This is a genomic window from Micromonospora sp. RB23, assembly GCF_053585025.1.
On record NZ_CM132111.1, the window covers coordinates 6209505 to 6227175 of the forward strand.

At 72.7% G+C, this 17671-nt stretch carries 17 protein-coding genes; 7 read left to right on the forward strand and 10 right to left on the reverse strand.

The features are described from left to right. Positions 1-171: 171 nt before the first annotated feature. Both ACTFTM_RS28280 and ACTFTM_RS28285 read left to right on the forward strand, forming a co-directional pair. Positions 172-1164 (forward strand): MmpS family transport accessory protein, encoded by a 993-nt coding sequence (locus ACTFTM_RS28280; protein ID WP_449563412.1) that lies wholly within the window; start codon positions 172-174, stop codon positions 1162-1164. A gap of 40 nt (positions 1165-1204) precedes the next feature. Next, positions 1205-2395 carry a pyridoxal phosphate-dependent aminotransferase gene (locus ACTFTM_RS28285; protein WP_449563413.1) on the forward strand — a complete coding sequence of 397 codons (1191 nt, stop codon included), beginning with the start codon at positions 1205-1207 and terminating at the stop codon, positions 2393-2395. A 48-nt stretch (positions 2396-2443) separates the two neighbouring features. On the opposite strand, the gene glmM is transcribed toward ACTFTM_RS28285, so the two are convergent. From glmM to ACTFTM_RS28325, 8 genes are all read right to left on the reverse strand, one after another. Then, positions 2444-3802 carry a phosphoglucosamine mutase gene (glmM, locus tag ACTFTM_RS28290; protein ID WP_449563414.1) on the reverse strand — a complete coding sequence of 453 codons (1359 nt, stop codon included), beginning with the start codon at positions 3800-3802 and terminating at the stop codon, positions 2444-2446. A 116-nt stretch (positions 3803-3918) separates the two neighbouring features. Beyond that, positions 3919-4386, reverse strand: coding sequence for a 30S ribosomal protein S9 (gene rpsI, locus ACTFTM_RS28295; RefSeq protein WP_110563055.1), 468 nt, complete (start codon positions 4384-4386; stop codon positions 3919-3921). Positions 4387-4406: 20 nt separating this feature from the next. Further along, a complete protein-coding gene (rplM, locus tag ACTFTM_RS28300) occupies positions 4407-4850 on the reverse strand; it encodes a 50S ribosomal protein L13 (protein WP_007465158.1) in 444 nt (147 codons plus the stop codon). 209 nt (positions 4851-5059) lie between these two features. Then, positions 5060-6445 carry a nitrate/nitrite transporter gene (locus tag ACTFTM_RS28305; protein ID WP_449563415.1) on the reverse strand — a complete coding sequence of 462 codons (1386 nt, stop codon included), beginning with the start codon at positions 6443-6445 and terminating at the stop codon, positions 5060-5062. A 132-nt stretch (positions 6446-6577) separates the two neighbouring features. Next, the gene (locus ACTFTM_RS28310) at positions 6578-6871 is read right to left on the reverse strand and encodes a type II toxin-antitoxin system PemK/MazF family toxin (protein WP_449563416.1); all 294 of its coding nucleotides are present in this window, start codon (positions 6869-6871) and stop codon (positions 6578-6580) included. Further along, the gene (locus ACTFTM_RS28315; protein ID WP_449563417.1) at positions 6861-7118 is read right to left on the reverse strand and encodes a DUF6364 family protein; all 258 of its coding nucleotides are present in this window, start codon (positions 7116-7118) and stop codon (positions 6861-6863) included. The genes ACTFTM_RS28310 and ACTFTM_RS28315 overlap by 11 nt, the downstream gene beginning before the upstream one ends. Positions 7119-7224: 106 nt before the next feature. Further along, positions 7225-7989: an SDR family NAD(P)-dependent oxidoreductase gene (locus ACTFTM_RS28320; RefSeq protein ID WP_449563418.1), complete on the reverse strand. Its 765-nt coding sequence runs from the start codon at positions 7987-7989 to the stop codon at positions 7225-7227. A gap of 68 nt (positions 7990-8057) precedes the next feature. Further along, positions 8058-8750 (reverse strand): class I SAM-dependent methyltransferase, encoded by a 693-nt coding sequence (locus tag ACTFTM_RS28325; protein ID WP_449563419.1) that lies wholly within the window; start codon positions 8748-8750, stop codon positions 8058-8060. Between the two features lie 279 nt (positions 8751-9029). Here ACTFTM_RS28325 and ACTFTM_RS28330 point away from each other — a divergent pair, with 279 nt between their 5' ends. Genes ACTFTM_RS28330 through ACTFTM_RS28350 form a run of 5 tightly spaced genes read left to right on the forward strand, consistent with a single transcriptional unit; the run spans position 9030 to position 16540 of the window. Beyond that, positions 9030-11150 carry a molybdopterin oxidoreductase family protein gene (locus ACTFTM_RS28330; RefSeq protein ID WP_449563420.1) on the forward strand — a complete coding sequence of 707 codons (2121 nt, stop codon included), beginning with the start codon at positions 9030-9032 and terminating at the stop codon, positions 11148-11150. Next, positions 11147-12586 carry an FAD-dependent oxidoreductase gene (locus tag ACTFTM_RS28335; RefSeq protein ID WP_449563421.1) on the forward strand — a complete coding sequence of 480 codons (1440 nt, stop codon included), beginning with the start codon at positions 11147-11149 and terminating at the stop codon, positions 12584-12586. Before ACTFTM_RS28330 ends, ACTFTM_RS28335 begins: the two co-directional genes overlap by 4 nt. Next, positions 12583-15105: a nitrite reductase large subunit NirB gene (gene nirB / locus ACTFTM_RS28340; protein WP_449563422.1), complete on the forward strand. Its 2523-nt coding sequence runs from the start codon at positions 12583-12585 to the stop codon at positions 15103-15105. Before ACTFTM_RS28335 ends, nirB begins: the two co-directional genes overlap by 4 nt. After that, a complete protein-coding gene (nirD, locus tag ACTFTM_RS28345) occupies positions 15102-15452 on the forward strand; it encodes a nitrite reductase small subunit NirD (RefSeq protein WP_449563423.1) in 351 nt (116 codons plus the stop codon). The genes nirB and nirD overlap by 4 nt, the downstream gene beginning before the upstream one ends. Further along, positions 15452-16540, forward strand: coding sequence for a uroporphyrinogen-III synthase (locus tag ACTFTM_RS28350; RefSeq protein WP_449563424.1), 1089 nt, complete (start codon positions 15452-15454; stop codon positions 16538-16540). The genes nirD and ACTFTM_RS28350 overlap by 1 nt, the downstream gene beginning before the upstream one ends. A gap of 71 nt (positions 16541-16611) precedes the next feature. Here the strand turns inward: ACTFTM_RS28350 and ACTFTM_RS28355 are convergent, their stop codons facing one another. Together ACTFTM_RS28355 and ACTFTM_RS28360 are read right to left on the reverse strand one after the other, a co-directional pair. Next, positions 16612-17238: a GTP-binding protein gene (locus tag ACTFTM_RS28355; RefSeq protein WP_355050731.1), complete on the reverse strand. Its 627-nt coding sequence runs from the start codon at positions 17236-17238 to the stop codon at positions 16612-16614. Then, positions 17219-17584, reverse strand: coding sequence for a DUF742 domain-containing protein (locus ACTFTM_RS28360; RefSeq protein ID WP_282305307.1), 366 nt, complete (start codon positions 17582-17584; stop codon positions 17219-17221). The genes ACTFTM_RS28355 and ACTFTM_RS28360 overlap by 20 nt, the downstream gene beginning before the upstream one ends. Positions 17585-17671 lie beyond the last annotated feature (87 nt).

The following is a 17671-nucleotide window of genomic DNA, read 5'->3' on the forward strand; positions in this document are numbered from 1 at the left end:
AGCGATCGGCGGTTGATGGGCCGCAATGGGACGAGCGTCACGGGCCGGGCCGCCGTCCGCGAGGACCGGCCGGGGTTGCGGGACGGCCGGCGCGTACGACAGTCTTCCGGCGGGCTCGGCGCACGCTCCGCTGGCTCCTTGACCCCTTACCCACTCCCGCCCGGAGCAGCCATGTCCGACGCGCCGCCGCCCGAGTCGTCTCCGACGCCACCTCCGGACCCCGCCCCGACGCCGCCGGATTCGACGCTCGGGCAAGCACCGCCGGAGCCGCCACCCGGGCAGACGCCGGTGGAGCCGACGCCCGGCTGGGCCACGCCGGACGCATTCCCCACGCCGGGTCCGCTGGCGCCGGGCCAGCCCTGGGCACCCCCGGCGCCCTGGACGCCCCCGCCGGCGTCCGCATGGACACCCGACGCCACCGGCACCCCGTGGGCGCCCGATCCCACCGGCGTCCCGGGTACGCCCGATCCCGCCGGAACGAGCACCTGGCCACCACCCGCGCCACCGGGGCAGCCCCCGACCGGCTATCCGCCGGGTTACCCGGTGCCCGGTTACCCGCCGCCGGGTTATCCACCGCCCGGCTACCCGCCGCCGTACCTCTATCCCGGCTATCCACCGCCCGGCCGCCCGGCCGGCGGCGCAGGTCGGGTGGTCGGGATCGTCGTCGCGGTCGTCGCGGCGCTCGCCGTCCTCGGGTGCGGATGCTTCTGCGTGTCCGGGTCACTGCTCGGCCAACTGGTCCCGGACACGGTCGCCGAAGACCCGTACGACAGCGACCCGTTCGGCGACAGCACCTGGCCGCCGAGCTTCGCGCCCGAGCCGCCCACCGTGCCCGACACCCCCACGGTCGGTCCCACCAAGAAGCCGATCACGCGCCCGACGTCCGGTCCGGCCCCGGTGACGGTGGTCTACGAGGTCACCGGCGTGGGCAGGGCGGACATCGCGTACTTCGACGCCGAAAGCGATCTCATCCACGTCGACGGCGCGAAACTGCCCTGGCGCATGACCATCCGTACCAACGGCCAGAGCAGGGTCATGGTGGAGGCCCGGTGGTCCGACGACGGCGAGAGACCGCTCGACTGCGCCGTCACGGTCACCGGCGTCGGAAAGCCCGTGACGAACAAGGCCCAGGGGACCTGGGCGACCAGCTGTGAGCCCGAATGAGGCTGGAGTCGGGTCAGCGGGTGACCGTAGGCTGGCGCAGGTGACGACGAGCACCGATGTCGACCCGCTGGTGGCCCGCATGCGGCCGTTCGGTACGACGATCTTCGCCGAGATGTCCGCCCTCGCGGTACGCACCGGGGCGGTCAACCTCGGCCAGGGCTTCCCGGACACGGACGGCCCGCCGGAGATGCTGGACGCCGCCGCCGAGGCGCTGCGTGGCGGACAGAACCAGTACCCGCCCGGTCCGGGAATCCCCGCTCTGCGCGCGGCCGTCGCGGCGCACCAGCGCCGGTTCTACGACCTTGCGTACGACCCGGACACGGAGATCGTGATCACGGCGGGCGCGACCGAGGCGGTGGCGGCCAGCATCCTCGCTCTCTGCGAACCGGGTGACGAAGTGGTGTGCTTCGAGCCGTACTACGACTCGTACGCCGCTTCGATCGCCCTGGCCGGCGCGGTCCGGCGGCCGGTCACGCTGCGTCCCGGCGCGGACGGCCGGTACGCCTTCGACCCGGCGGCGCTGCGGGCGGCGTTCGGCCCGCGCACCCGGCTGGTGCTGCTCAACTCGCCGCACAATCCGACCGGCAAGGTGTTCACGCCGGCCGAGTTGGCGCTGGTGGCCGAGCTGTGCCAGGAGTTCGACGCGTACGCGGTCACCGACGAGGTGTACGAGCACCTGGTGTTCTCGGACGCGTCCGGTGCGCACGTGCCGCTGGCGACGCTGCCCGGGATGCGGGAGCGGACGCTGCGCATCTCGTCGGCCGGCAAGACGTTCTCCTGCACGGGCTGGAAGATCGGGTGGGCGAGCGGCCCGGCTGCGCTGGTCTCGGCGGTGGTGCGGGTGAAGCAGTTCCTCACCTACGTCAACGCCGCGCCGCTGCAACCGGCGGTCGCGGTGGCGCTGGCCCTGCCCGACGACTACTACACGGGTTTCCGCGACGGGCTCCAGCAGCGCCGTGACCAGCTCATCGGCGGCCTCACGGACGCCGGGTTCGACGTGCTGACGCCGGAGGGCACGTACTTCGTCACCGCGGACGTCACCGCGCTCGGCGGCACCGACGGGATGGAGTTCTGCCGGTCGCTGCCGGAGCGCTGCGGCGTCGTGGCGGTGCCCACCCAGGTGTTCTACGACGACGTCGAGGCCGGGCGGCGGCTGGTCCGGTTCGCGTTCTGCAAGCGCCCGGAGGTGCTGGCCGAGGCGGTCACCCGGCTGCGCGCTCTGACCCGCTGACGCGGCCAGGTCGCCGGGTCCAAGCCCGGCGACCCGACGTGCGGCCGGTTACGACGCGGCGGGGCTGGCCGTACGCACGAGGGCGGCGATCCGCTCGGCGACCTCGCGCGCGATCGCCTCGGTGGCGGCCTCGACCATCACCCGCACCAGCGGCTCGGTGCCCGACGGACGCAGCAGCACCCGACCGGTCTCCCCCAGCTCCGCCTCGGCCCGCTCGACCTCGGCGCGGACGGCCGGCGCGTTGGCCCCGACGGTCCGGTCGCCGACCGGGACGTTGATCAGGACCTGCGGCAGCTTGGTGACCACCGAGGCCAGCTCGGCGAGCGACTGGCCGGTGGCGGCCATCCGGGCCATCAGGTGCAGGCCGGTGAGCACCCCGTCACCGGTGGTGGCGTGGGCCGGCATGACGATGTGGCCGCTCTGCTCGCCGCCGAGCGCGAGGCCGGAGGCGCGCAACTCCTCCAGCACGTACCGGTCACCGACCTTGGTCTCGATCAGCCGGATGCCCTGCGCGGACATCGCGAGTCGCAGACCGAGGTTGCTCATCACGGTCGCCACCAGGGTGTCCTGGGTGAGGGTGCCGGCCTCCCGCATGGCCAGCGCGAGGATCGCCATGACCTGGTCGCCGTCGACCTCGTCACCATCGGCGCTCACCGCCACGATCCGGTCGGCGTCGCCGTCGTGGGCGATGCCCAGGTGGGCGCCGTGCTGCACCACGGCCTCACGCAGGGCCTCGATGTGGTTGGAGCCACAGTCGTCGTTGATGTTCAGACCGTCGGGCTCGGCGTGGATGGCCACGACCTCCGCGCCGGCCTCCCGGTAGGCGACCGGAGCCACCTCACTCGCCGCGCCGTTGGCGCAGTCGACCACGACCTTGATCCCGTCCAGCCGGTGCGGCAGTGCGCCGACCAGGTGCTGCACGTAGTGGTCCGCGCCGTCGAGCAGGTCGTGCACACGGCCGACGCCGGCGCCGATCGGGCGGTCCCAGGCGGTGGTGGCGTTCGCCTCCACCGCGGCCTCGATCTTCATCTCGATCTCGTCGGGCAGCTTGTGGCCACCGGCGGCGAAGAGCTTGATGCCGTTGTCCGGCATGGGGTTGTGCGACGCGGAGAGCACCACGCCCAGGTCGGCCTTCGCCTCCGCGGTGAGGAACGCCACCGCCGGGGTGGGCAGCACGCCGACGCGTACGACGTTGGCGCCGGCGCTGGTGAGCCCGGCCACGACGGCGGCCTCCAGCATCTCGCCGCTGGCCCGGGTGTCCCGACCGACCACGGCGAGTGGCGGGTGGCTGCGGTCCGTCTCGGCGAGTGTGTGCGCGGCGGCCACGGCGAGCGCCAGCGCCAATTCGGGGGTGAGATCCGCGTTCGCCCGCCCGCGTACGCCGTCCGTGCCGAACAACCGACCCATACCCGCCAACCTCCGAATGAACACGACCAGTAAGGAGAAAGCGAAACGGCCGACCCACCTCCCCGAGTGGGGAGGCGGACCGGCCGTCCGTCAGAAGTACAACGCGCTGGGAAAGATCAGCGCTTCGAGTACTGGGGAGCCTTACGGGCCTTCTTGAGGCCGTACTTCTTGCTCTCCTTGACCCGGGCGTCCCGGGTGAGGAAGCCGGCCTTCTTGAGGGCCGGGCGGTCGTCCGGCTCGTTGACGATCAGCGCACGGGCGATGGCGAGCCGCAGCGCACCGGCCTGGCCGGTGGTGCCGCCGCCACGCAGGTTGGCGATGACGTCGAACGCCTCGGGCTTCTCGGCGGTGACCAGCGGGTCCTTGATGAGCTGCTGGTGCACCTTGCTCGGGAAGTAGGCCTCGAGGTCGCGACCGTTGCAGGTGATCTTGCCGGTGCCCGGGACGATACGGACCCGGACGATGGCCTCCTTGCGCCGACCCACGGTCTGGATCGGGCGGTCACCACGCGGCGCGCGGGCGACGGGCGCCGGCGCCTCGGTGGCCTCGGGGGCAACCTCGGTCTCGGTGGTGATGTCGGTCATGCTGCTTCCTTCGCCCGCGCTCACTGCGCGATCTGCTTGATCTCGAACGGCACCGGCTGCTGCGCGAGGTGCGGGTGCTCGGCACCGGCGTAGACCTTCAGCTTCTTGATCAGCTGACGGCCGAGCTTGTTGTGCGGGAGCATCCCCTTCACAGCCAGCTCGATGGCCCGCTCGGGGCGCTTGGTCAGCAGCTCGTCGTAGCCAACCTGCTTCAGACCACCCGGGTAACCCGAGTGGCGGTAAGCGACCTTGGTCTGGCGCTTGTTGCCGGTCAGCGCGACCTTGCCCGCGTTCACGATGACGACGAAGTCGCCCGTGTCGACGTGCGGCGCGAAAGTCGGCTTGTGCTTACCACGCAGCAACGTGGCGGCGTGGGTGGCCAGGCGGCCCAGCACGACATCAGAGGCGTCGATGACGTGCCACTGACGCTCGATCTCACCCGGCTTCGGGCTGTACGTACGCACAGGTCTACCTTGTCTCGTCGTCGGTCTGGGGTCGCGCGCCGAGGTGACCAGAGCTAACGGGCCGGACCAGCGCGCACGAACGACCAAGCGTACCTGATAGGGCACGCCTCTGGATGTCGTACAACAGCAGGCAACGATACCCGGCGCCCCATCGGCAGGTCAAAACGGGGGTGGGCCGCCGCGCTCGGACGCGGCGGCCGTGACCCGGCTCACACTCCGGCGAGCCGCTGGAACGACCCCGGACGACGGTAGGCGACCCAGGTCAGGGCGAAGCACAGCGCGTACCAGCCGATGAACGCCAGGTAGGCGGCGTCCGCGTTGCCGGAGCTGAGGAACGACTGGCGGAAGGCGATGTTCACCAGCACCCCGCCGGACGCGCCGATCGCGCCGGCGATCCCGATCAACGCGCCGGTCATGCGTCGCGCCCACCGAGCGGCGGCCTCCGGTTCACGCGTGCCGTTGGCGACCGCCTCCGCCGCGCGGGCGCGGAAGATCGCCGGGATCATCTTGTACGTGGAGCCGTTGCCCACCCCGGAGAAGACGAAGAGGGCCAGGAACCCGGCCAGGTAGAGCCCGAACGAGCGCTCGCGGGCCGCGTACAGCACCGTGCCGGCGCCGAGGGCCATCGCCACGAAGTTCCAGAAGGTCACCCTTGCCCCGCCGAGCCGGTCGGCGAAGTGCCCGCCCAGCGGCCGGATCAACGAACCGATCAGCGGCCCGAGGAACGTCAGCCAGGCGGCGTCGACGGGGGTGGGGAACCGCTCGGCGAACTGGAGCTGGAGCACCTGGCCGAAGGCGAATCCGAACCCGATGAACGAGCCGAAGGTGCCGATGTAGAGCAGCGACATGATCCAGGTGTGCGGGTCGCGGGCGGCCTCGCGCAGCGCTCCCGGCTCGTTGCGCGCCCCGGGCACGGTGTCCAGCCAGCGGGCCGCCGCCAGCGCGGCCAGCACGATCAGCGGCAGGTAGACCGCGGGCACCAACCGGGGGTACGCGGCGCCGGCGGTGGCGAGCACCGCCAGCCCGACGAGCTGCACCGCCGGCACGCCCAGGTTGCCGCCGCCGGCGTTGAGCCCGAGGGCCCGACCCTTGAGGTGTGACGGGTAGAAGAGGTTGATGTTCGCCATCGAGGAGGCGAAGTTGCCGCCGCCGACGCCGGTGAGGCACGCGAGCACCATGAGCGTGGAGTAGGACACCCCCGGTTCCAGCAGAATCGTCATCGGCACGGTCGGGACCAGCAGCAACAGCGCGCTGATCATCGTCCAGCGCCGCCCGCCGAAGCGGGCCACCGCCAGGGTGTACGGCAGCCGCAGCACCGCGCCCAGCGCGGCCGGTACGGCGGTGAGCAGGAACTTCCCGGCCGGATCGATGCCGTACGCGGGGCCGAGGAAGAGCACGGTCACCGACCAGAGACTCCACACGGAGAAGCCGACGTGCTCGGCGAAGATCGACACCCAGAGGTTGCGGCGGGCGATCGGCGCGCCTGTCGTACGCCAGAACTCGGGATCCTCCGGCCGCCAGTCGTCCAACGGGCGTCGACGCCCGACGACGGCAGGTGGGTCGGCGGTGACTGCGGTGCTGGTGAGCGTGCTCACGGCGGCTCCTCCTCGTCGGTGTGACGGAAAGGAACGCTAGGAAGGCGGAGTTACCTGGCAGTGCCCGTCGTGGGTCGGCCGGGAAACGCCTGCCGCACCACGCGCCGAGGGCGTCGGTGAGGTCCCTCGATGTCAGAGCTGTTGGAGGATGCGCAGCGCCCGACCGATCCGGAGCATGGTGTCGGTGTCGGCGACGTCCACGCACTCGGTGAACCACTTCTTCATGGGCGACGAGATCCGGTCGGGCATCACCACGTACGCGCCCATCGGCACGGCCAGGGGCGAGTCGCGCAGCAGCGACTCCTCGACCACCTCGACGACGATCACGATGGGCACGTCGGTGGAGTTGTAGACATCCGAGCTGATCACCAGGCCGAGGCGTTCGCGGGCGCCCTCGATGCGCCAGATCTCACCCCTACGCAGCACGCGGCGGTCCGCCGGAGAAGAGGTCGTTGACCATGCCGACCTCGCGGGCGTCGGCGAGGGCGGCGGACTCCAGGTCGAGGCCGGCGCGTCCCACGGCGGCGGCGTGCGCGGTGAAGACCTCGCGCAGCGCCTTCTCCCGGGCGGCCTGGTCCATCCACGCCGAGAGGGACAGCCCTTCGCGCTTGGCGAAGCGTCGGGCCTCCTCGATCGTCTCGTCCGTGAACGACAGCGTCACCTTGGCAGTCATGTCCGTGAGACTACCCATCGGTATGACCGCCAGTCATCCACGCCGGTCGCGGGCACGCCGTAGGAGGCGAAAGGCACTCTGGTGACCTTTGCGACATACCGCGGCCTCACCAGGTCTGTTCGGCGGCCCGCACCAGGATCTCGTTGACGGCCACCCGCCGGTCCCGGGTCACGATGTACGAGACCGCGTCGGCAATGTCCGTGGGCTGTAGCAGCTCCAACCCCTCGGTCTGCCGCACGATCGCCTCCCGGATGCCGTCGCGCACGTGCGAGGACAACTCGGTCTCGACCGTCCCCGGCTCGATCACGCTGACCCGCACCCGTTTCGACCCGATCTCCTGCCGCAGCGCTTCGGAGAAACCGTTGACGCCGAATTTCGTGAGGTTGTAGACGGCCGTCCCGGGCCGGGCCACCCGGCCCGCCGTAGAGCTGATGTTGACCAGGTCCGCGACCCGGCGGGGTGCGGCCTCGGCGGCGGCCAGCAGATGCGGGAGCGCAGCCCTGGTGACGTGCAGCATGCCCTGCACGTTGACCGCGAGCATCCGGTCCCACTCCTCCGGCGGGGCCTCGGCGACCGGGCCGACGAGCATGAGCCCCGCGTTGTTAACCACCGTGTCGAGCCGGCCAAACTCGGCCACCACCCGGTCGACAGCCGACTCCGCCTGCGACCGGTCGGTGATGTCCGCCTCGACCACCAGCGCCGCCCCACCGTCGGCCCGCACGCTCTGGGCCAGCTCGTCGAGCTTGGCCCTACGGCGGGCCAGCACCGCGATCGCCGCGCCGTCGGCTGCGAGGCCGCGCGCGGTGGCCGCGCCGATGCCGCTGCTGGCCCCGGTCACGAGCGCCACCGTGCCGTCGAGCCGTCCTGCCATGCCGCCCTCCTCGTTCCCCGGGATTCACTGCCTGTCGGCGGCGATTCCCCAAGCATGGACAACGGGGGTCAGGCCCGACCGCCGAACACCGCGAAGCGCCACTCCTTGAAGTAGCAGTCGACGTCGACCAGGCCGGCCTCGGCGAGCCACCGGCACTGGTCGGCGACGGTCGCCGGAAGGTCGTAGCGCATGCGGCCCCGGGAGGCGGCGATCTCCTCCGGCGACGACCCCAGTTCGGCGATCCGCGCCATCCACACCTCGTCGTAGCGCTGGTCGAGCGCGGGAGTCGGCCCCGCGACCTGCTCGGCGTTGACGAACACCCCACCGGGCGTCAGGGCGGCGGCGGCCCGCCGGTAGAGCGCCCGCTTGCCGTCGTCGTCCAGGTGGTGGATCGCGAGCGCGCTGACCACCGCGTCGTACCGGCCGGGGGGCAGCTCTTCGGACAGGTCCGCCCGGACGGTCCGGTGCGGCACCGAACGCGCCGACAGCTCGTCGGTGGCGCGGGCCAGCATCGCCGGCGCGGCGTCCACCAGGGTCAGCCGCACGCCGGGCACCGCCGCGGCCAACAGGAGCGAGAGCAGCCCGGTGCCCGCGCCCAGGTCCAACACCTCGGGGGTACGCCCCGCCGCCAGCGCGGCACGCAGCGGTGGCGTGGCCACCTCGACGGCCGCGCCGTAGAAGGCGTCGAAGCAGGGCACCAGCCGCCGTCGTGCCTCGTCGTAGGTGCCGGCCACCGCGTCGAAAACGTCCACCACGCTCATCGCCCACTCCCACCTATTGAGACACTTTTCCCACATTATAAGCAGCCCATCGTGCCTCGGGCAGCACAGGAACCCGACCATCCCGTCGATCTTGCAGTTTCGGTTGTCGAGATGACCGGGATGCCCCTTGTGTCGCCACCGAAAGTGCAAGATCGCCGGGGTGTGTGGTGGCGGGTTACCCGTCACGCCCGTTACTCCGGTGCGGTGTGAGGCCCACTTGACAGGACCGAAACAGAAGGGACCCGGACTGGAAACTGCTCGGCGGCACGCTTTGCCGACATGACAGACGGTGCACGGCCGGCAACTCGATCGGGGCGGACGCCCCGGGAGGTGGCGACGCACTGCCCGTACTGCGCACTCCAGTGCGGCATGACGCTGCGCGAGGACGACGCAGGGGTGAGCGTGCTCCCCCGCCAGTTCCCCACGAACCGGGGTGGGCTGTGCCAGAAGGGCTGGACCTCCGCCGAACTGCTCGACCATCCGGATCGGCTGACCACCCCCCTCGTGCGTGACCCGGCCAGCGGCGCACTACGCCCGGCGACCTGGGACGCCGCGCTGGACCGGGTGGCCACCGGCGTACGCGCCATCCAGGACAGCTCCGGCCGGGACGCGGTCGCCGTCTTCGGCGGCGGCGGGCTGACCAACGAGAAGGCGTACGCGCTGGGGAAGTTCGCCCGCATCGCACTGCGTACCCGCAACATCGACTACAACGGACGGTTCTGCATGTCCTCGGCGGCCGCCGCCGGGATGCGCGCCTTCGGCGTCGACCGGGGACTGCCGTTCCCCCTGGCCGACCTGGGCCGCGCCGACACGCTGCTACTGGTCGGCGCCAACCCGGCGGAGACCATGCCGCCGCTGGTGCGCTGGCTCACCGAGCAGCGCCGGGGCGGCGGGAAGCTCATCGTCGTCGACCCCCGCGTCACCGCCACCGCCCGCCAGGCCGACCTGCACCTGCAACCGCTGCCCGGCACCGACCTCGCCGTGGCCAACGCGCTGCTGCACATCGCGCTCACCGAGGGCTGGGTCGATCAGGCATACGTGGCCGAGCGCACCACCGGCTTCGACGCGGTCCGCCGCAGCGTCGCCGCCTGGTGGCCGGCCCGGGCGGAACAGCTCTCCGGCGTGCCGGTGGCCGACCTGGAGGCGACCGCCCGCGCGTTGGGCACCGGCGGTCGGGTGATCATCCTGACCGCGCGCGGAGCCGAGCAGCACGCCAAGGGCGTCGACACCGTCACCGCGTACGTGAACCTGGCCCTCGCCCTGGGCCTGCCCGGCCGCCCCGGCTCGGGGTACGGCTGCCTCACCGGCCAGGGCAACGGTCAGGGCGGACGGGAGCACGGACAGAAGGCCGACCAGCTCCCCGGCTACCGCAGGATCGACGATCCGGCGGCCCGGGAACACGTCGCCGGCGTCTGGGGCGTACCGGCCGACGAGCTGCCCGGTCCCGGCGTGCCGGCGTACCGGCTACTCGACTCGCTCGGCACCGCCGACGGTCCCCGGGCATTGCTGGTGTTCGGCTCGAACCCGGTGGTCTCCGCGCCCCGGGCCGCCCGGATCGAGGGTCGGCTGCGCGACCTCGACCTGCTGGTCGTCGCCGACCTGCTGCTCTCCGAGACGGCAGCGCTGGCCGACGTGGTGCTGCCCACCGCGCAGTGGGCCGAGGAGGACGGCACGATGACCAACCTGGAGGGTCGGGTGCTCCGTCGGCGCGCGCTGCGCCCACCGCCGCCGGACGTCCGCACCGACCTGGCGATCCTCGCCGATCTGGCGGGGCGGTTGGGCGACGCCGAGACGGCGGCGGCCCGGTTCCCGACCGACCCGGCCACCGTATTCGGCGAGCTGCGCCGCGCCTCCGCGGGCGGCGTCGCCGACTACGCCGGCATCACCTGGGACCGCATCGACGCCGCCGACGGCGTCCACTGGCCGTGCCCCAGCGAGGACGGACCGGACACGCCACGGCTCTTCGCCGACACGTTCGCCACCCCGGACGGGCGGGCCCGGTTCCACCCCGTCGACCACCGGCCGGCCGCCGAGGAGGTGTGCGCCACGTACCCGCTGCACTTCACCACCGGCCGCGTGCTGGCCCAGTACCAGTCCGGCACGCAGACCCGTCGCATACCGGCGCTGCGTCGCGCCGCGGCCGAGGCGTTCGTCGAGCTGCACCCCGACCTGGCCGCCCGGTTGGGCATCGACGACGGCGATCCGGTGCGGGTCACGTCCCGCCGGGGAGAGCTGCGCGCCCCGGCCCGGCTCAGCGTGGGTATCCGGCCGGACACGGTCTTCGCGCCGTTCCACTGGCCCGGCGCCGGGCGGGCCAACTCGGTGACCAACGACGCGGTGGACCCGATCTCCGGGATGCCCGAGTTCAAGATCTGCGCGGTCCGGGTGGAGAAGGCATGACCGCCCGGGTGGTGATCGTCGGCAACGGCATGGCCGGTGCCCGGCTCGCGGCCGAGCTGCACGCCCGCGGGGACGACCGCAAGGTCACCGTCCTCGGGGCGGAACCGCACCGCGCGTACAACCGGATCATGCTGTCCACCCTGCTGGCGGGCCGCATCGACGAACCGGACGTGGAGCTGACCGAGGCCGCGGGGCACGGCGTCGACCTGCGCTCCGGCGTGCCGGTCGCCGCGGTGGACCGGACGGCCCGCGAGGTCCGCACGGCCGACGGCGAACGGATCGCGTACGACCACCTGGTGCTGGCCACCGGCGCGCGGGCGGTGGTGCCGCCCCTGCCCGGCCTCGACCCGGCCGACCTGCCCCGACGGGTCGTCCCCTTCCGCACCCTGGACGACTGCCGCCGCATCCTGGCCGTGGCGCGCGACGCACGCGCCGCGATCGTGCTCGGCGGCGGGTTGCTCGGGTTGGAGGCCGCCCGGGGCCTGGCCACGCGCGGGTTGGCCACCACCGTGGTGCACCCGACCAACCACCTGATGGAACGGCAGCTCGACCCGGCGGCCGGCGCGGTGCTGGCCGGCACGCTCGCCGGGCTCGGCGTCACGATCCAGCTCGGGGTGCCCGCCACCGCGGTGGTGGCGGACGACACCGGCGTCCGACTCGACCTGGCCGACGGCCGGTCGCTGCACGCCGACCTGCTGGTGCTCTCCTGCGGGGTACGCCCGGACACCGCCCTCGCGCAGGCCGCCGGGCTGACCGTGCGGCGGGGCGTGGTGGTGGACGACCGGCTGCGCACCAGCGACCGGTCCATCTCGGCGCTCGGCGACTGCGCCGAGCACGACGGGACGCTCACCGGGCTGGTCGCGCCCGCCTGGGCTCAGGCCCGGGTGCTCGCCGACGTGTTGACCGGCACGGACCCACTCGCCCGGTACCGGCCCCGCCCGGTCGTGACCCGGCTCAAGGCGGCCGGGATCGACCTCGCCGCGATGGGCGACGCGGTCGGTGGCGCACCGGGCGAGGAACTGACGTTCACCGACCCGACCCGGGGCACGTACGCCCGGCTGCGCATCCATGACGAGCGGTTGATCGGCGCGATCCTGCTCGGCGACAACCCGGCCGTCGGCACGGTGATCCAACTCTTCGACCGGGGTCACCCGGTACCGGCCGACCGGCGGGCCCTGCTGCTCGGCCGGGCGCTCGGCGGGGCCGTCTCGACGCCGAGCGCGTCACCGGCGTTGATGCCGGACGCGGCCGTCGTCTGCCAGTGCAACACCGTGACCAAGGGCGCGCTGGTGCGCTGCTGGCGCTCCGGCGCGCGGACGGTCGACGCGGTGGTGGCGGGCACCCGGGCCGGCACGGGATGCGGCGGATGCCGCGACGCGGTCGGCGGCATCGTCGACTGGCTGTCCGAAGCGGAATCGGTGGAGGTGGCGCGATGAGCGGCGCGGACCTGGTCGTCGTCGGCAACGGGATGGTGGGGCAGCGCTTCGTCGACGCGCTGCGCGCCCGTGACCCGCAGGGCCACTGGCGGGTGACGGTACTGGCCGAGGAGAGGCGTCCGGCGTACGACCGGGTGCGACTCTCGGCGTACTTCGACGGGGCCAGCGAGGACGAGCTGAACGTGCACACCCCGCACGACGGGGTGCGGATGCGCCTCGGTGAGCCGGCCACCGCCATCGACCGGGAACGGCGGGTGGTGACCACCGCCGAGGGTGAATACCCCTACGACGCGCTGGTGTTGGCCACCGGGTCGTACCCGTTCGTTCCGCCGGTGCCCGGAGCCGACCTGCCCGGCGTCTTCGTCTACCGGACGCTCGACGACCTGGCGGCGATCCGTGCGTACGCCGCCGATCGACGGGTCGGCGCGGTGATCGGCGGCGGGCTGCTCGGGTTGGAGGCCGCGAACGCCCTGCGTCTGCTCGGCCTGAGCACCGACGTGATCGAGTTCGCGCCCCGGCTGATGCCGGTGCAGGTGGACCAGGCCGGCGGCGCGATGCTACGCCGCTACGTCCAGGACCTGGGTGTGCGTACCCATCTCGGGGTCGCCACCACGGCGATCCGCGCGGGGGCCGACGGCGCGGTGGCCGCGTTGGAACTGTCCGACGGCCGGGTGGTCGACGCCGAGCTGGTCGTGGTGGCCGCCGGCATCCGGCCCCGCGACGAGCTGGCGCGGGCCGCCGGCCTGCCGCTGGGTCCGCGCGGTGGGGTGCTTGTCGACGAGACCTGCCGCACCGCCGACGAGCGGATCTGGGCCGTCGGCGAGTGCGCGGCGGTCGACGGCACCTGCCACGGCCTGGTCGCCCCGGGGTACGCGACGGCCGAGGTGGTCGCCGACCGGCTGGTCGGCGGCGCGGCGACGTTCCCGGGCGCGGACACCGCCACGAAGCTGAAGCTGCTCGGGGTGGACGTGGCGTCGTTCGGCGACGCGCACGGCACCACCGAGGGCTGTCTGGACGTCACGTTCACCGACCCGGCCACCCGCGTGTACGCCAAGCTGGTCCTCTCCGACGACGCGCACACCCTGCTCGGCGGTGTGCTGGTGGGCGACGCCAGCGCGTACCCGACGCTGCGCGCCAGCGTGGGTGGGCCGCTACCGGCCGCGCCGCTGGCCCTGCTCGCCCCCGAGGGCGGCGGCGCGGACGCCGGGACGCTGCCCGCCACCGCCCAGGTCTGCTCCTGCAACGCGGTGACCCGGGGTGACGTGGACGCCGCCATCGCCGGCGGCTGTTCGGACGTACCGTCGCTGAAGGCGTGCACCAGGGCGGGCACGAGCTGCGGGTCCTGCGTGCCGATGCTCAAGCAGCTCCTGGACGCGGCCGGGGTGGCACAGTCCACCGCGTTGTGCGAGCACTTCGACGTGAGCCGCCGCGAGTTGTTCGAGATCGTGCGCGTACGGGGCATCCGCACCTTCTCCCGACTGGTCGCCGAGCACGGTCGGGGACGCGGCTGCGACATCTGCAAGCCCGTGGTGGCCTCGATCCTCGCCTCGCTGGGCAGCGGGCACGTGCTCGACGGGGAGCAGGCGTCGTTGCAGGACACCAACGACCACTTCCTGGCCAACCTGCAACGCGACGGCAGCTACTCGGTGGTGCCCCGCATCCCCGGCGGCGAGATCACCCCGGAGAAGCTGATCGTGATCGGCGAGGTGGCCCGGGACTTCCAGCTCTACACGAAGATCACCGGCGGGCAGCGGATCGACCTGTTCGGGGCCCGGGTGGAGCAGCTACCGCAGATCTGGCGGCGCCTGGTGGACGCCGGCTTCGAGTCCGGGCACGCGTACGGCAAGGCGCTGCGCACGGTGAAGTCCTGCGTCGGCGAGACCTGGTGCCGGTACGGCGTACAGGACTCGGTGGGGTTGGCCGTGGCGCTGGAGCTGCGCTACCGCGGGCTGCGCGCCCCGCACAAAATCAAGTCGGCGGTCTCCGGCTGCGCCCGCGAGTGCGCCGAGGCCCGCAGCAAGGACTTCGGCATCATCGCCACCGAGACGGGCTGGAACCTCTACGTCGGCGGCAACGGTGGCTTCCGGCCCCGGCACGCCGACCTGTTCGCCACTGATCTGTCGACAGAAACCCTGATCCGACTGATCGACAGATTTTTGATGTATTACATCCGCACCGCCGACCGGCTGCAACGCACGGCCGGCTGGATCGAGGCCATGGACGGCGGCCTGGACCACCTGCGGGCCGTGATCGTGGACGACTCGCTGGGCATCTGCGCCGACCTCGACGCGGCCATGGAACGGCACGTGGCGTCGTACTCCGACGAGTGGCGTGACGTGCTGGACGACCCGGAGCGGCTGCGCCGGTACACCTCCTTCGTCAACGCCCCCGACGTGCCCGACCCGTCGATCACCTTCGCCGTGGAGCGCGGCCAGCCGGTGCCGGCCCGCGGCGGCACCCCACCCGACGGCCACGGCCGTCGTCCCGTCCCGCTCGGCCTTCCGGAGGTACGGCGATGAGCATCACGATGACCACACTCAACTGGACGGCGGTCTGCCCCCTGGACCGGCTGGAGCCGGATCGGGGCGTCGCCGCCCTGGTCGACGGTGTGCAGGTGGCCCTCTTCCACACCGTGGACGGGCTGTTCGCGATCGACAACCGTGACCCGGTCACCGGCGCGTACGTGCTGTCCCGGGGCATCGTGGGCAGCCGTGGCGGCGTGCCGACGGTCGCGTCGCCGCTGCACAAGCAGGTGTACGACCTGCGCACCGGCGAATGCCTCGACCTGCCCGGAGTGACCGTGGTCCGGCACGAGACGCGCTGCCACGACGGGATCGTCGAAGTGCGGTTGCGACGGGAGGACTGATGCGGGAAGAACTGGCCGGCTTCACCATCGGGGTGACCGCCGACCGGCGGCGCGACGAGTTGGCCGCGCTGCTCGAACGCCGGGGCGCACGCGTGGTGCTCGCCCCGGCGCTGCGGATCGTGCCGCTGTCCGACGACAGCGAACTGCGCGAAGCGACCCGCGCCTGCCTCGACCAGCCACCCGACATCCTGATGGCCAACACGGGCATCGGGATGCGCGGGTGGCTGGAGGCAGCCGAGGGCTGGGGGCTGGCCGAGCCGCTGCGTTCGGTGCTCGCCGGCTCGTACGTCGTCGCCCGGGGTCCCAAGGCGCGCGGCGCGATCCGTGCGGCCGGCCTGCACGACCAGTGGTCACCGGCGTCGGAGAGCTGCGACGAGGTGGTCGACCACCTGCGTCGGCGGGGCGTGGCCGGGCAGGTGATCGCCATGCAGCTGCACGGTGAGCGGCAGCCCGAGTGCACGCTGGCACTGGAGGCGGCCGGCGCCACCGTTATCGAGGTGCCGGTCTACCGGTGGGCGCCACCGACGGACCCGGCGCCGCTGCACCGACTGATCGACCTGATCGCCGGCCGGCTGGTGGACGCGGTGACGTTCACCTCCGCGCCGGCGGTCGAGGCGCTGCTGCGGGCCGCCGGCGACCGTACCGACGCGGTGGTGTCCGCGTTCCGCACCGACGTGCTGGCCAGTTGCGTCGGCGCGGTGACCGCCGAGCCGTTGCTCCGGCACGGGGTGCCGGTGAGCGCGCCCGGCCGCGCCCGGCTGGGCGCCCTGGTCCGCACCATCGTCGACGAGCTGCCCCGCCGGACCGTGACGTTCAAGGCCGCCGGCCACCTGCTCACGTTGCGCGGACACGCCGCGGTGATCGACGGCGAGTTGCGGCCCCTCGCTCCCGCGCCGATGGCGGTGCTGCGGGCGTTGGCACAGTCCCCGGGCCGGGTGCTGTCGCGTACCGCCCTGCTGCGGACCCTTCCCCGGGGCGCGGACGAGCACGCCGTGGAGATGGCGGTGGCCCGGCTGCGTGCCGGGCTGCACGCGCCCCGGGTGGTACAGACGGTGGTGAAGCGCGGCTACCGACTCCGCGTCGACTGACACGCGCCACGGCCGGCTGTCACCAGCCGGCCGTGATCCGCCGGTCAGTCAGCCGGCCGTGACCGCCTGGGTCAGCCGACGGGCGTGGGGAAGCCCCGACCGTGCTCGGCCTGGAGGCGGAGCATGGCGTGCTCGACCACCGTCACCAGCACCTGCTTGACCGAATCCCGCTGCCGGGCGTCGGTCATGACCAGCGGCACCTGCGGCGAGATCGCCAGCGCCTCGCGGATCTCCTCCAGCTCGTACTGGGGAGCGCCGTCGAAGTTGTTCAGCGCCACCACGTACGGCAGGTTTCGGTTCTCGAAGTAGTCCAGCGGAGCGAACGCGTCGGTGATCCGGCGGGTGTCCACCAGGACGGCGGCGCCCACCGCACCTCGGATGATCTCGTCCCACATGAACCAGAAGCGGGTCTGACCCGGCGTACCGAACAGGTACAGGATCAGGTCCTGGGCCATGGTGATACGGCCGAAGTCCATGGCGACCGTGGTGGTCTCCTTGCCGGGCACCTTGGACGGATCGTCGATGCCGACGCCGGCCGCGGTCATCACCGCCTCGGTCGTCAGCGGCGTGATCTCGGAGATCGAGCCGACCAGGGTCGTCTTGCCGACGCCGAAACCGCCCGCGACGACGATCTTCGCGGAGACGATTCCCCGGCTCGGCTGCCGCCCCCCAGCGGGGTCATAGCCTGCGAAGTCCACTTAGCACCCTTCCAAGCAGTTCCATCCGCTCCTCGAACCCCTCGGCGGGAGCAGCAGTGTGTAACGTCAGCAGGCTCTCGGCCACCATGTCGGCGACCAGCACCCGGGCGACGCCCAGCGGCATCCGGGTGTACGCGGCGATCTCCGCCAGCGACTGCGCACGGCCCTCGCAGACCGTGGCGATGCGGTGCTTGTCGTGCCCCGCGAAACGGGACTCGGCAACCTGGGTGGGAGAGGAGGTGAGGACCGCCTCGAGAGCGATGTCCTGCCGGGGCTCGGTACGACCACGGGTGACCGCGTACGGACGCACCAACGCGCCACGCGGGTCAACGCGTCGCTGGTCCATCCCCGATCACCTCCTCGTCTCCCGCGGAGCCGGCGCACGCCGCCTCCCCTCCCTGCTCCGGCGCGCGGTCCGCGCGCCGGACTGCGG